The sequence below is a fragment of the Bacillus sp. N5-665 genome (genome assembly GCF_022637375.2).
Taxonomy (GTDB): Bacteria; Bacillota; Bacilli; order Bacillales; family Bacillaceae_G; genus Bacillus_A; species Bacillus_A wiedmannii.
The window spans coordinates 1,628,204-1,641,024 of the sequence record NZ_CP093325.1 but is presented as its reverse complement, the minus strand read 5'-3'; the positions used below and the strand labels follow the sequence as shown (position 1 = coordinate 1,641,024).

Below are 12,821 nucleotides of genomic sequence, written 5' to 3'. Positions count from 1 at the left end.
TCAATAAAATAGTTCTGGTTTATCAACTTTAATCCGATTGAACATTTTTAAAGAACCGTTATAGTTCGGATGTATTCCATCAGTAAACAATGCGCTGTCACCACCGTTATTAATATCATTATTTACTGCTGTCGCAATATCAAATTTAACACCATCCTCAGATACAGCATCAATGTTGGCATTTTTTTCTTTGTAATAAATATTAGTATTAGGCCCACCTGCTGGTATATGGTTTAGTATTAATTTTATTCTATTACTCTCACACAAGTTCTTTATTTGTGTGTACTTTGCTATTGAGTTCATCGCCACGCTGCCATTAGTTCCAATTGTTACGAATATAAATTTAGGTTTATAGATAGAAAACTCACTATCAAATTTTTCTATTACATCGTCTATAACCCCGGATGATGCAGCAGAAATCACGCAATCTCCAATTGCAGTTCGTGCAAGCTCTGCGAATCTATTTGTGAATGAACTATCTCCTGTTAAGGCATTCATTCCATATCCTTCTGTAATGCTGTCACCAACAAATGCAACAATCGGATTTTCCGGCATATGAACGCTTATCTTCGAAATCTTTGGAGCTGTAATACCTGCTCCCCATGAGAAACCGTAATAGCTTAATTGACTACCTGCTCCCCATCCAACAAATTTTAGCTCTGTTATTGCCCCTGTAACATAATCCTTTATACGAAAATAAAACTCATAATCTCTTTTTTCAATTTCAATTTGATATTTATTACCATTTACAAAATTAAATCCAATAGTTTTTTCGGATATATACGACCCGATCTCTAAAGTTCTCCCGGTAAGTTTTGTCATTCTGATTTTTTTATTTGGGATATCCACGACATATAACGATTCGTTAGGTATTTCCCCTGTATGTTGATTTCTAAACATATGAATATTTAACACAGTATCGGAATATAAAACGACATCAAATTTCAAAACTTTCAGATCACATTCATACCGCTTGTTTAATTTCAATATATTTTGTAGGGCCATGTTGGTTGTACCATCATTGTAGTAGCCGCCTTTCGCTGTTGGATAAGTATTTTTATTTGTATAATCAAATGCCCATGCTGAACCGCTAGTTGTATCGTTTAAAACGGTTAATGCTTCATTTTCCTTGGAAAAATCATTTTCAAAAACAGGCATGTAATTTTTGGTCATAACATCTTTTGTTATTGTAGTTTGGAGGTCAGTTATATCTTGCTGCATTGTCACCACGCTGTCCTCGATACTTCTTACATCATTCAAAGATAAAGTACTATCTCGAACACCATAGGCAAAAACGGCATAATACCCAATGATAACTCCTGTTGGGGATTTCATCCCAGAGTAATCACTTTCCATCTGAATCCCATCATTGTCAGCAGAGTTTTTATAATAATAACTACCACCAGTTTGCTTAACAAAAATATACTCATCCGTATTAAGATAATGCTTATCGTCATTTACAGATAAATAACCATTCTGTCCTAAATTTTCTATTGGAAAATCACCATATTTATAGGTTAATGTCAAAGTCTTATTTTTGACCCTACCTGCAATTACACTTAAAACTTTGGCATTTGTTTTTAAATAAATTCCCTTTAGAAATCCACTCTGTTGCATTGCACCATTCGAATAGTATCTTGTGTTTGTAACTGTTAACGTGGTGCTATTTAAATCTACCTCCTTATTTATAAAAGTATCATTGCTTGGAGTGAATTCTGATAAATTGTCGAGCAACAAGCTTAATGGTTCGGTTTTCCCATTTAAAGCACTCATATCAAAAAAGTTAATGCCTACTTTAGAAAAAATTAAATTGAAGCTTACTAAAACTGTCGACTGACTGAATACACCATCTAATAATTCATAACTAGAAAAGCCAGAAGGTGTATTATAGTAGTATGAGCCGTTTTTAAATTTAACGAAAACAGAATAGTTAGGTTTAAGTAGTAAATAATTTACTGAAACAAGTCCACCTATTACATTAAGATCACCTAAATCTTTAACAAATGTAAATACGCCATTTTCCTTTTTATAAATTTTGACCGAAACAACTGTCGCTGTCGTATTAACTTTAATACCTGTTAAATAGATCGATCCATCTGAAACAAATCCATTATTCCAGTATTTTGCGTTAGCGATTGTTGCTGTCAAACTTGCAAGATCATGACCTGTGGTACTCGTATTGGACGTTGGTACACTATCTGCAATTTTACCAATCGCATTAGCTAAGTTATTTTCGTTATTCAATGAGTTTTTTTCGAATTCTCTAATCGCATGTCCAGCCGTTCGGTAAACTGTACCGTCAGATCCTACTCGTATATCTTCTAATTCTACTTTTGCATTATCAGCTTTCTTTTTCGCTTCATTTGCATTATCTATAGCTAAATTTATTTTATAATAACTTTCATCAAGAAATTCATTTCCGTTTAATTTAGGCGCATCAGCCATATTTTCCACCACCTTATATATATTTAGCGCGGTATTTGAATGCAATGTTGATGTTTAGATTGGAACCGCCTATTTGTATTGCATTAGCGCCTGTCATAAACTCTAACTTTTCTAAATTACCCTGTAATTGGAATAAGAAATTCTTACCGTTTTTAATTGCTGCATATCGTTTCGCGTCTATTAATATTGTTGAATTTGTAAAAGTTCCAATAGAAAAACTCTCACCTTTTATAGTGAGGATTAGTGAAGTTGCACTACCTGATATTTCTATAACCGGTCTTACAACAAGTGATCCATAATTATTAATTGATAAAGTTTGAGGACTACTAATTGTATAAGATGTTCTTCCAAGACCAATAGGTATTTGAGACATCCAGGGGATACGGTCACCCCATTTTATCCCCTTCGAACTTTCCACAATTGAGTAAGCATGTGGATCGTATGCGATTAAGGGCAATTCAAACTTACCCATTCTAAAATAACGATCGATTGGAAGTGAACCGCTGTATCGAGCTAGATAATATTTATCAGGCTCGTAATCATAAATTAGTTTCACTTCTTTTGGCTTGCCATAAGGATCAATAAAGGCAGCCACCATTTTTCTGATAGCTGCCGATAATCTATATCTATCTTCTTGAGGTTTAATAATTAATGGTAAATTAAACTCTAAAGGGTCTATATCTGAACCAAAGTAATATGCACCAGGGCGACCAGGGATAGAAACTGTATAGTCACGAATTGGTGGGGCTGCTGGATGTTGGAATCCTGGTAAAAGAGCTAAGCCTAATTGTTTTAAAGGTTTTCCATCTATCGTTAAACTCATAGTTGCCCCACCCTTCTTCCTGACGTCTTAATATGTTTTCCTAACTCGACTGCTAATTTTTGTACATCCGCTTCTTCTCTAATGACAAATGTTGAACCTCTAAACATATCAGCAAAGTTATATGAATCAGATTTATTTGCATTTGAAGAAGAATTGCCATCCACAGCGCTTTGACTAGCATTTCTACTCATTGCTTGTGTACTACTAGCCATACTGCCATATACATTGCTCATGACACTTTTTAAACCAGCTAACTCTTTCATAGAACTAGCCATTGAATAACTCATATCGCCAATTAATCGGCTCATAGTCCCTGTGATACCAAGTGACTTTTCATTTGAAGATAAAGGCGTAACAGATACACGATTACCTCTTTTAGTAAATAACTCTGGTCCAGCTTCACCAGCAATAAATGAACCGTCTCCAAGAACATGTCCACCTGTTGCTAACATAGGAATTGTTGGGATATGAGTTTTCCCACCACCGACAAACGGGACCCAATCAGGCATTTCTATACTATTAATACCCTCAATTAATCCATTAAGCATTGATACTACAGCATTTATCGGCGCTTTTGCAGCTGTTTTAATTCCCTCGAAAACACCACTAAAAATTTTTACTATTCCTCCCCATGCTTTTTCCCAGTTCCCTGAGAAAATACCGGAGATGAAATCTATAATTCCATTAAGAATTGGTTTCAAAACATTATTCCACATATCTTTTATTCCGCTAAACGCATCTGATACAACACTACCAATAGCAGAAAATACAAATTTAAATGCTGGTAAAAGAACTGTCTTAATAACAGAACCAATAAGCGAAAATACAGGTGCTAATATTTCATTCCAATAGCGTTGTATAATTGCAAATGCGTCTTGAACAATGTCTTTTATTATCGCAAATCCTTGTTCAAATACCGGTTGTAAAGTCCCGACAATGATAGATACTATTTGATCTATTGTAGGCTTAAAATATTCGTTGTATATGGCCATTATTTTATCACCGAATAAAACCCAAATAGCAATTAATCCAGCGATAGCTGCAACCACTAAAGCAATTGGGCTTGTTAAAACAGCCATAACACCCGCAAAGGTTATAGCACCTGATGTGGCCAAGAAAATTACTGGGGCGAGAGCTGCGCAAATACCAACAAGTATCCCTATTGCAACTGTTATAGCTGTAATTGCCGCCGCTAACACTGGATGAGCTGAAATAAACCCGGCAAATGCAGATACAATATCAGCTACTGTAAGTAATACTGGCTCAAGAGCTTCTTTTAACTCTTTCATCGCATCTTTCCATTTAACCATTGGCGATGCATCCATTTTATTTGCTGATTCTTGTAAATCATCTATTCCTTTTTTTAAGTCAGCTTGCTTTTCTTCAGTTTGTAAAATTGTATTAATAATGTTTTGTCCTTGGTCTTCAAACATTGTTCCGAAAAGTTGTACACCAATTGCTTCACGTAAAGCAGCATCATCGATATTGTTTAACCATTTAACCATATCTACAAACGCCTGCTTACCTTCCTCTCCACCCTTAGCAATAGCTTTACCCCAACCTTCTAGTTGAGAGAAAATTTCTTTTACAGCTGCACTATCAGGCGGATTTTTTGCAAGCTCTAGTTTTTCTGCATTCATTTCTTTAAAAGATTCTAACTCCGCTCTATGGGATTCACGAACAGCTTCCATTTCATCACTTAAACGTTCACTTAGTGCTTGTTTACGGTTATTATGACTTTCTTTTAAATTTGATAAATTAGCTTGGCTCACTTCACGTAATGAATCGAGTTGTGCTTTATTCGATTCACTAATCGCCTTTAAATTCTCTTGCTTACTTTGCTGGAAAGCTTCTTTTTGTTCCTGTTGTCGTTCTTTCAGAGCTTCTTTTTCATTGTTTATTTGCTCTTTAACTTGTTCTTTTCGGCTATCAATCTCTGATTTAAGGGCTTCTTTCTTTGCGTCAGATGCTTCTTTTATACTGTCTTTTTCTTCCTTTAATCTATCAATCTGACTTTTACGTTCTTCACGTATTTTATCAAGCTGCATTTTCTCTTCGAGATCTCGCAATGCTTTTATTGCTGCCTGACGTTCTTCCTCGTTTTTAGCTTTGCTTATTTTAATCTTTAAATCAGCACGTTTCTCAGCGTTTTCACGTTCTTTAATATATTTATCTTCCGCTGCTGTTTTGGAATCTAAATAACCAATTTGATCGTCAATCGCTTTAAGACGATTATATTTTTCCTCATCAATTAACTTCATGCGTTCCATATATTCTTTATCGATGAGTTTTATTTTTTGTTCAGAAGACTTTTCAAAGGCTCTAACTTCCGCTTCAAGTGACTTTTCAAGCGCTTTTTGTTGTCTATCGTAATTTTTTGATGCTGCATCATATTCAGCGCTAAGTTTTCCCTCTAAATTCTTTTGCTGATTTTCATAACTTTTGGAAACTGCATTGTATTCAGCATCAAGACTTTTAGCTAATGCGTTCTGTCTTTGACTATGGCTTTTAGAAAGTGCTTTCTCTTGATTGCTATAGGATTTTGCAAGTTCAGATTCTTGCTTTGCGAATCCTTTTTGCATCGCTGAAATTTGTTCATCAGACATTTTTTCAGTATCATCCACAACATCTCGAATAGAATCTTTCATACTGTTGCTTAATCCCTGTGCCATTGCAACAGAACGGACACGTCCTTCTTTTAAACCATCCAATAAGTTGTCGATATTCCAAGATTTTTGTTGAGCTGCACTTGTCATAATACTTTGTACTTCTTGTGCTGTATAACCAACTCTTTTTAGCTGCTGACCATATTCAGCGATAATATCGAGTTGTTCAGGTGGAAAACCTATCTTCAAAAGCGAATTAACTAATCCAAGCGCTTCTTTATTGGAAATATTTAATTCGCTACCGATTTCATTGGTTTCTTGTATTAATTCTGTAAAATCAATCTGTGAATAGGAACTAGCGATGTTAGCTGCTCCTTTGATGATTTCTGTATTTGCTGCATCAGAAGCATCTTTATTTAATGCCCATTGTCTACGTACACCCTCCAATGCTTCCTCTGCATCACCGCCATATGAAATAACAGTTCTGACTGCATCCTCCACAGATCTCTTTGATGATTCTGGAACGTCAAAAGTAATGTCAATTTTTGTTTTTAACTCTGACATATCAAGAGATTGTTCGATGACTTCTTTGAGTCCTAGACCTGCACCTATTCCAGCTACTACTTTTTCTAACTCAACGCCTAATCCTTTAACACTTTCGCCCGCTTCCTCTGCTTCTTGGGAAAGTTGATTTAAGTCGTTTCTGATGTTTTGAATGGAATTACCATTATCAATAGAACGTAGCGCTTGTTGCAACTTTCCAATATCTGCTTCGGCTCCTAGCGCTTCTCTTCCAATTATCTCAATCGCTTGATCTAACTGCCTACTCGATGCCGTACCGTTTTTAATTGCATTCACAAGACGATTCCCTAATGCATCCGCAAAATCATCAACACTTTTCCCTGTGGCACTAAATAATGTTTCTAATTGTCTTGTTGAACTTGCTGCTTTTTCTTGCTCAGCCTTTAATCCTGCAAGACTGTTTTTGAATCCATTAAGTTGCCCTTCTGTAAATTCAATTTCACGCCTAAACGCCCGATATTGTTCTTCATTAATTGCGCCGCTTTCAAACTGTGCTTGCACTTGCTGTTGAGCTGACTTTAAGCTATCTAATTTTTTCGTTGTATTCTCAATTTGTTGCGTAAGTAATTGTTGTTTTTGCGCTAGTGCTTCCACATTACCTGGATCGAATTTTAAGAGTCGTTGTATATCATTTAATTCTCTAGATAGTTCGCTACTTTTTTTATTAACATCTTTTAATGCGTTTTGAAGACCTGTGGTTTCTCCACCAATTTCTATCGTTATTCCTTTAATTCTTCCTGCCATGTTATCACCTCACTTGCTTAGAAATTGTTAAAGTCATCTTGTGTAGCTGTTCTTGTATTTTCTTGTTCTTTTTTCGGGTTTCGTAACTCTACATATTCATCGATATAATCTAGGCAATCACCTATTGTCATATCTTCTAAATCTTCTTTTGAAAGTTTGCATGAATAACAAAGAGCAAGGAATGTATCAACAGAAAAACTACCTTTCCCATTGTTACGCCCTTGCCCTTGATCATCTTCTGTTATTTTTTTTTTGACTGAACAGTACTTTTAATTAAGTCCTGAATTTCAGTGATAATTTCAGCAATCGGAAACTCCCCAAATGTATCAAGCCAAGTTAATGGGTCTTGAACCTCTTTATTTGCTGTTTTAGCGAATGCCCATACTAAGTTATAAATAACTTCAAAATCTAATTTACTTAAATCGACCTGTGAAAGGTCGATATTATTTTGGTCGCCATCCGTTGAAATATATGAAGAAAGTACCCCTAAGCTAAGGATATCCGCAAACATATCGCGTCTAAATTGTGATTTATAGCGAATAGCCGTGCCAGCGGTACTTTTCAAAAGGACTGATTTTTCATCAATTACAATTCTTTTTTCCATCTAATTACGCCCCCACAACTTTTTCGTAAACTTTTGTATACCAAGCGTCATAAATAGCTGCTGGCGTACCAACTGTTGTTGAATCTTTCACTTTTAAAGTTTCTGGATGCTGTGATGCTACGAACTTTAATTCTGTTGTAGTCGGCTCTGTTTTATCACTTTTTGTGGAAGAACCAAAGCCTGGACGAGATACAGATACGTTATACATCACATGACGTGTCGCTTTCACATCTCCATCAAATTCAAACATTAGAGCGATTCTTTTAATTTTTGCATTTGAGACTTCTGAAATAACCTTGTCAGTTTCGTCTAAAACTTCACCTAATACATCAGTTCGGAAAGCTTCTGTGAGCTTAGCAAGATTTAAAGTACCTTCATAACCCTGATTACTTGATTCTGCATAATAGTTCATATCGTCTGCGTAGAAATCTGATTGTTCACCTTTTGGATCCATTTTCATTTCAACTGCACCAGGTAATGGAGTCGGTTTCCCATATGTGATCTTCCCTGTTTCATCTTCAGAAATAACACTGTAATGTACTTTCTTTAGACCGAAAATAACTTTATTCTCTGCCATTTATATCAACCTCGTTTCATATATTTTTTGATACATTTTTTCAGATTCAATAAAAGTCCCGTACGAATCATAAGGAATTTCATGATCGTCCAGTACTTTTTCAAGTTTTTCTTCTGCAACTAAATCTTTTTTAGTTGTATAAAGCTCGATGTTTAAATCATTTATTTTGTGATAGACCTTATTATCAGCCATTAAATTTGCTGATCCATCCACAAGGAAACAAATATAAGGTGGTGCTGGCACTGGCTTACCTGGCGTTGCTGTAAAATGCGAATAAGCCACAGGATAACCTGTAGCTTCAAGGATTTTTGTTAATTCACCTAATGTCATTATTCAAGTGCCCTTTCAATCCGTCTTGGTAACTCGTTAATTACATACTCTTCAACTGGACGAATATGCACTTGAGCCGGAACACGCCCGCCACCAGCCTTTGCATGGCCGTTTTCCAAAAGATGCGTTAATTGTCCTTTTGTATTATGGACGATAACGCTATTACCTTCTTTTTTCTTACGCCACCTTTTACGATAAGCACCTGTTTTTTTAGGGCCACTTTGTCTTAATTTACTTACAGCAACATCAGCCACTTCTTCTTGTGCGGCTAACAATTCTTCTTCCACAACATTTGCATATCTTTGTAATTCTCTAGCAAGTTCGCTCGCAAAATCATTCATATTAAACATGCTCCTTTGCGATAATAGTCAATGTTTGATACATTTCATCATCATTCATTGGCGGTTCGATAATATCAAAGATACGACTCTTCATTTTAATTCGCATTAATTCTGTAATACCTGTTGTATAAGGCATTACAAACCGATAAATTCGTGTAGACTGTGAAGCCGAAGCTTCAATGTACTCTGAACCTTTTACTGTTTTTATCATTGCCCATGCTTTTTTAACTTCTTGCCAATCACCTGTTTCAACTTCTTGATTCAATTCATCTTTTATTACTTCAGGTTGCTCAATGATAATTCGATTCCTACAATCACCTGTATTTAATGGTTTCTTGTACTGAAAAGGACGCATATTAATCACCGTCCAACTTAATTTCTTCTAATGCTTTATCGATGCCTAAACTATTAATTTGACTTAAAAAATTCTTGTCAAAATACTCTAATGCATCATTATAAACATAACGAGAGCGTTCAAAGACTAATTCCTTGAACTCCTCGTCATTATTTAAATCATAATTCCCACAAATCCTAAGTAATGCCTTATTAGATGTAGAAAGGATGCGCTTGAGGTTATCATCTTCATCATCACCCAAGTGCATCCTTTCTTTAAATTCCTGCAATATTCCATTCAAAATTACCTTATCCATTCACATCATTCCTTATTTAGTTTCTGGAGTTGTAGGTGGTGCGAAAGAAATATCCAAGTCATATACAAGAGCCGCTTTATTATCTTTTGGTTTACCATTAGCAAACTGTTTGATTGTATAAAGCGTAGCATCTTCGAAAGCTAACGTTTGATCAAATTCTTTTAATTTATATCCTCCTGCAATTGCAGCAATATATTGTCCCTTTACAAAGAATAATGCTTTACCAACAGGAACTTCCTCACACTCAACAGGTTTAATGTTATAAGGCAATGCCATTACCCATTGACCTGTTGATGTCTGGATTGTATTACGTGCTTGTACGCCAATCGCATCAATCGGGTTAACTACCATTACAATTTTATTTAATACTTTTCTAGATTTCCCTTTTGCATCAACAGATAAAGCTTTTACTACTTCGTAAAGTTCACCTGCTACAATTACCCCTTTATCAGACGGAGCAAATGTTAATTTACCAGAAGATTTTTTATCAGTAACAGCACCTGTTTCTGGATTAACATCTTTCATTAAACCAACTGGTTGGTGTGCTACAGATCCGCCACCATTAATAAAACCAAATTCTAGGCCGACGGAATATGTTTCGACTAAAACCGTTCGAACATAACGTTCAATCCATTCCGGTCCAAGTTCCTTCATATCATTCGGAATTGCTGCAAACGCAGTTAATTTGAGTTGGCCAATTTTTTCTTGCTTGAAGATGGCATCAATTTGCCCACGGATTTCACCGAATAATTCACCCCATACATACGCCTTCGTTGCATCAGAGTAAATAAACTTCGTAACTGCTCCTAAATCTTGCAAACCAATTTCAGCTAATAAAGGATGTTCTGTAACTAAATCTTCAAACACACGCTCTTGAGTCGTTACAGGAAGGATTGAACCATCTGTAAATCCACCTTCTTTAACAACTGCATTGAAGAATTTTGTTTCTGCTGAAGTTAAAACATTTTGACCACGTTGCTGTAAAATCGAACGATCAAGCATATCGTTATTTACTTGTTCACGAACTGTATTTGCTACATCTGTTTGTAGTGCATCAAAGAAACCTTCAAAAGCTGATGTTTGTTCTTGTTCTGTACTTTCTGCGTTGGTTAAAGTGTCCGTCAATTTTGCTTTTGCCTTATTAAATGCTTCAGATTTATTAAATTTAATCGTCATTATGTGTTTCCCCCGTTTTTTATAATTTTAAAAGGAGCCCTTTAATCCCACTGTTTTTTACAGCTTTAGGATTTGGCTCCTTTGGTTGTTCTTCTATATTGTTTTGTAAATCATTCAAGATTTCATTTTTCAATCCGGATAATGCAGCGTTTAAATCTTCTTTTGTAATCCCCTGTCCTTTGTTCATTGTCCCATTTCTAAAACCATCGATAACTTTCTGCGGAAGCATGGCAGCGGTAGCAGTTGAAGCTGTCGTTTTAACTGGATTCTCCATAAACATGATTTCATCCACAAAATTGTTTTCTAATGCTTGCTGCGGACCCATCCAAGTTTCTTCAGCCATCATGTTAAGTAGTTCTTCCTCAGACTTACCACTTTTAATGACATAGGCATTTACAATTGCTCGATCTGTTATTTTTAACATCTCAGCCGCCTTTTCCATGTCACGATGATCTCCACCATGCCACTTAGCAGCGTTGTGAATCATGATTTTTGCTGTTGGAGAAATTCGAACTTTATCACCAGCCATAGCAATTACAGAAGCTGCACTTGCTGCTAAACCAACAATTTGAACTTCCACATGACCAGAATAATTTTTTAATGCTGTGTAAATTTCCGAACCCTCATCTACATAACCACCAGGACTATTGATTGATACAATTAAATCCTCACTATTTGCGTTATCAAGTTGTTTTGTAATCTTACCTGGGCTTGTAGCCTCCATTTCAAACCAATCATAGATCCAAGCTTCATCATTTGAAATAATTGGCCCTTTAACGTCAATTTTCACCGTCATTTGCATTCTCACCTCCTTCAGATTGAGTTAATCTTGTATAGTTTTTCGTAATATGATGTGTATTTAAGTTAGGATCATCAGAGACTTCATATCCTACTTCTAATCGAATTTCATTTCCTGTAAATGCACTTGAAGAAATGAGTTTATCGATGCTTGTCGCAAGATCAAATATACTTTGATAAGAAACAGCTTTAATTTCAATCTTTTGGCCTGAAAGGTACTCTTCTTTTTCAAAAAATTTGACGTTTGCTTCATCTGAAATCTTTTTTAATAATGGTTTCACTGTAAAAAGCATATAATTTTTCGTTTGCTTCTCTACATCAGCCATTTCCCCATATAACAAAGCAGTCGGAATACCAAAAGCCATTGCTACTTGATTTAAGAAACCATTCGTTACTTTATTGATTTCCTCCACACTCTGACCAGAATTCCCCCCAGCTGAGGTTTCATCATACTTAAAACCTGGTTGTTGCGGAATGATAGCAACATCATTTTCTCCAATCGCTTTATACATATTATTAATGAACTCTTGCAGTTTTGATTGATGTTCTTTGCTCTTTGCAGCAAGCATGTCCATATCAACTGTTCCACGAATTTGATTCTTACGTTTTTGAGAACTTAATATCCTACCGAATAAATCACCATAATCAGTAAACAAACCATCGATAAGTGGTGATAACTTATCATTCCGATATCTTAAATGAATGACCTCACTTTGTTTAAAGCTACTCTTAAACTGATAATCTTTTACGGTTACATTAGTAAAAGTATCTTCAAACACAGCATATTCATTATGTTCAAAGTCATCAGCGATAAGTAGGTCACCATCATCCGCTTGTATAATTAAAGCTTCATTATCATAAATAAGTTTGTAAATGAACATTTCCCAAAAGGTGCTTGCTGTCATATTCTTATTGGGCCTAACGTTTAATCGATAATAAAGCTCATCCTTTTCAAATTCTTCACCGTTTTTCACTCTAAATTCTGACTGACTAATTGTTCTCCCTAAAAAGGATATACATGTATCCATCGCTAGTCGCTTCATGTGAACCCTATTTGCCTTTTCAATAAACATTTCCACATCAAACATAAATCCTACTTCACTATTTCTTTTAAATACTGCATCCAGCCATCCAATGATTATCAC

The 12,821-nt window shown here is 35.5% G+C and carries 12 protein-coding genes; all 12 read right to left on the bottom strand.

The window, feature by feature from the left end:
- The 12 genes from MNO09_RS11045 to MNO09_RS10990 all read right to left on the bottom strand — a co-directional run bounded on the left by MNO09_RS11045 (position 1) and on the right by MNO09_RS10990 (position 12,821).
- Positions 1–2,445, bottom strand: a complete 2,445-nt coding sequence (locus MNO09_RS11045) for an SGNH/GDSL hydrolase family protein (protein ID WP_241950151.1) — start codon at positions 2,443–2,445, stop codon at positions 1–3.
- Positions 2,446–2,458: 13 nt separating this feature from the next.
- On the bottom strand, positions 2,459–3,268 hold the full coding sequence (locus MNO09_RS11040; RefSeq protein ID WP_241950150.1) for a distal tail protein Dit: 810 nt from the start codon (positions 3,266–3,268) through the stop codon (positions 2,459–2,461).
- Positions 3,265–7,200 carry a tape measure protein gene (locus MNO09_RS11035; protein ID WP_241950149.1) on the bottom strand — a complete coding sequence of 1,312 codons (3,936 nt, stop codon included), beginning with the start codon at positions 7,198–7,200 and terminating at the stop codon, positions 3,265–3,267. The genes MNO09_RS11040 and MNO09_RS11035 overlap by 4 nt, the downstream gene beginning before the upstream one ends.
- A 241-nt stretch (positions 7,201–7,441) precedes the next feature.
- On the bottom strand, positions 7,442–7,804 hold the full coding sequence (locus MNO09_RS11030; protein ID WP_241950148.1) for a hypothetical protein: 363 nt from the start codon (positions 7,802–7,804) through the stop codon (positions 7,442–7,444).
- Between the two features lie 4 nt (positions 7,805–7,808).
- Positions 7,809–8,381, bottom strand: coding sequence for a major tail protein (locus MNO09_RS11025; RefSeq protein ID WP_241950147.1), 573 nt, complete (start codon positions 8,379–8,381; stop codon positions 7,809–7,811).
- The gene (locus tag MNO09_RS11020) at positions 8,382–8,711 is read right to left on the bottom strand and encodes a hypothetical protein (RefSeq protein WP_098295265.1); all 330 of its coding nucleotides are present in this window, start codon (positions 8,709–8,711) and stop codon (positions 8,382–8,384) included. It abuts the gene before it with no gap.
- Entirely contained in the window at positions 8,711–9,052 is a 342-nt protein-coding gene (locus MNO09_RS11015) for an HK97 gp10 family phage protein (RefSeq protein WP_241950146.1), read from the bottom strand. Before MNO09_RS11015 ends, MNO09_RS11020 begins: the two co-directional genes overlap by 1 nt.
- Before the next feature lies 1 nt (position 9,053).
- Positions 9,054–9,407, bottom strand: a complete 354-nt coding sequence (locus tag MNO09_RS11010) for a phage head closure protein (RefSeq protein WP_241950145.1) — start codon at positions 9,405–9,407, stop codon at positions 9,054–9,056.
- A 1-nt stretch (position 9,408) separates the two neighbouring features.
- Positions 9,409–9,702, bottom strand: coding sequence for a hypothetical protein (locus tag MNO09_RS11005; protein ID WP_241950144.1), 294 nt, complete (start codon positions 9,700–9,702; stop codon positions 9,409–9,411).
- A gap of 12 nt (positions 9,703–9,714) precedes the next feature.
- Positions 9,715–10,878, bottom strand: a complete 1,164-nt coding sequence (locus tag MNO09_RS11000; RefSeq protein WP_241950143.1) for a phage major capsid protein — start codon at positions 10,876–10,878, stop codon at positions 9,715–9,717.
- A 19-nt stretch (positions 10,879–10,897) separates the two neighbouring features.
- Positions 10,898–11,674 carry a head maturation protease, ClpP-related gene (locus MNO09_RS10995; protein ID WP_241950142.1) on the bottom strand — a complete coding sequence of 259 codons (777 nt, stop codon included), beginning with the start codon at positions 11,672–11,674 and terminating at the stop codon, positions 10,898–10,900.
- Positions 11,658–12,821 (bottom strand): phage portal protein, encoded by a 1,164-nt coding sequence (locus MNO09_RS10990; RefSeq protein WP_502917700.1) that lies wholly within the window; start codon positions 12,819–12,821, stop codon positions 11,658–11,660. Before MNO09_RS10990 ends, MNO09_RS10995 begins: the two co-directional genes overlap by 17 nt.

What these genes read in the sequence shown, in the direction of transcription:
- MNO09_RS11045 (WP_241950151.1), bottom strand. Translation starts at nt 2,445, where the DNA reads ATGGCTGATGCGCCTAAATTAAACGGAAATGAATTTCTTGATGAAAGT.
- MNO09_RS11040 (WP_241950150.1), bottom strand. Translation starts at nt 3,268, where the DNA reads ATGAGTTTAACGATAGATGGAAAACCTTTAAAACAATTAGGCTTAGCT.
- MNO09_RS11035 (WP_241950149.1), bottom strand. Translation starts at nt 7,200, where the DNA reads ATGGCAGGAAGAATTAAAGGAATAACGATAGAAATTGGTGGAGAAACC.
- MNO09_RS11030 (WP_241950148.1), bottom strand. Translation starts at nt 7,804, where the DNA reads ATGGAAAAAAGAATTGTAATTGATGAAAAATCAGTCCTTTTGAAAAGT.
- MNO09_RS11025 (WP_241950147.1), bottom strand. Translation starts at nt 8,381, where the DNA reads ATGGCAGAGAATAAAGTTATTTTCGGTCTAAAGAAAGTACATTACAGT.
- MNO09_RS11020 (WP_098295265.1), bottom strand. Translation starts at nt 8,711, where the DNA reads ATGACATTAGGTGAATTAACAAAAATCCTTGAAGCTACAGGTTATCCT.
- MNO09_RS11015 (WP_241950146.1), bottom strand. Translation starts at nt 9,052, where the DNA reads ATGAATGATTTTGCGAGCGAACTTGCTAGAGAATTACAAAGATATGCA.
- MNO09_RS11010 (WP_241950145.1), bottom strand. Translation starts at nt 9,407, where the DNA reads ATGCGTCCTTTTCAGTACAAGAAACCATTAAATACAGGTGATTGTAGG.
- MNO09_RS11005 (WP_241950144.1), bottom strand. Translation starts at nt 9,702, where the DNA reads ATGGATAAGGTAATTTTGAATGGAATATTGCAGGAATTTAAAGAAAGG.
- MNO09_RS11000 (WP_241950143.1), bottom strand. Translation starts at nt 10,878, where the DNA reads ATGACGATTAAATTTAATAAATCTGAAGCATTTAATAAGGCAAAAGCA.
- MNO09_RS10995 (WP_241950142.1), bottom strand. Translation starts at nt 11,674, where the DNA reads ATGACGGTGAAAATTGACGTTAAAGGGCCAATTATTTCAAATGATGAA.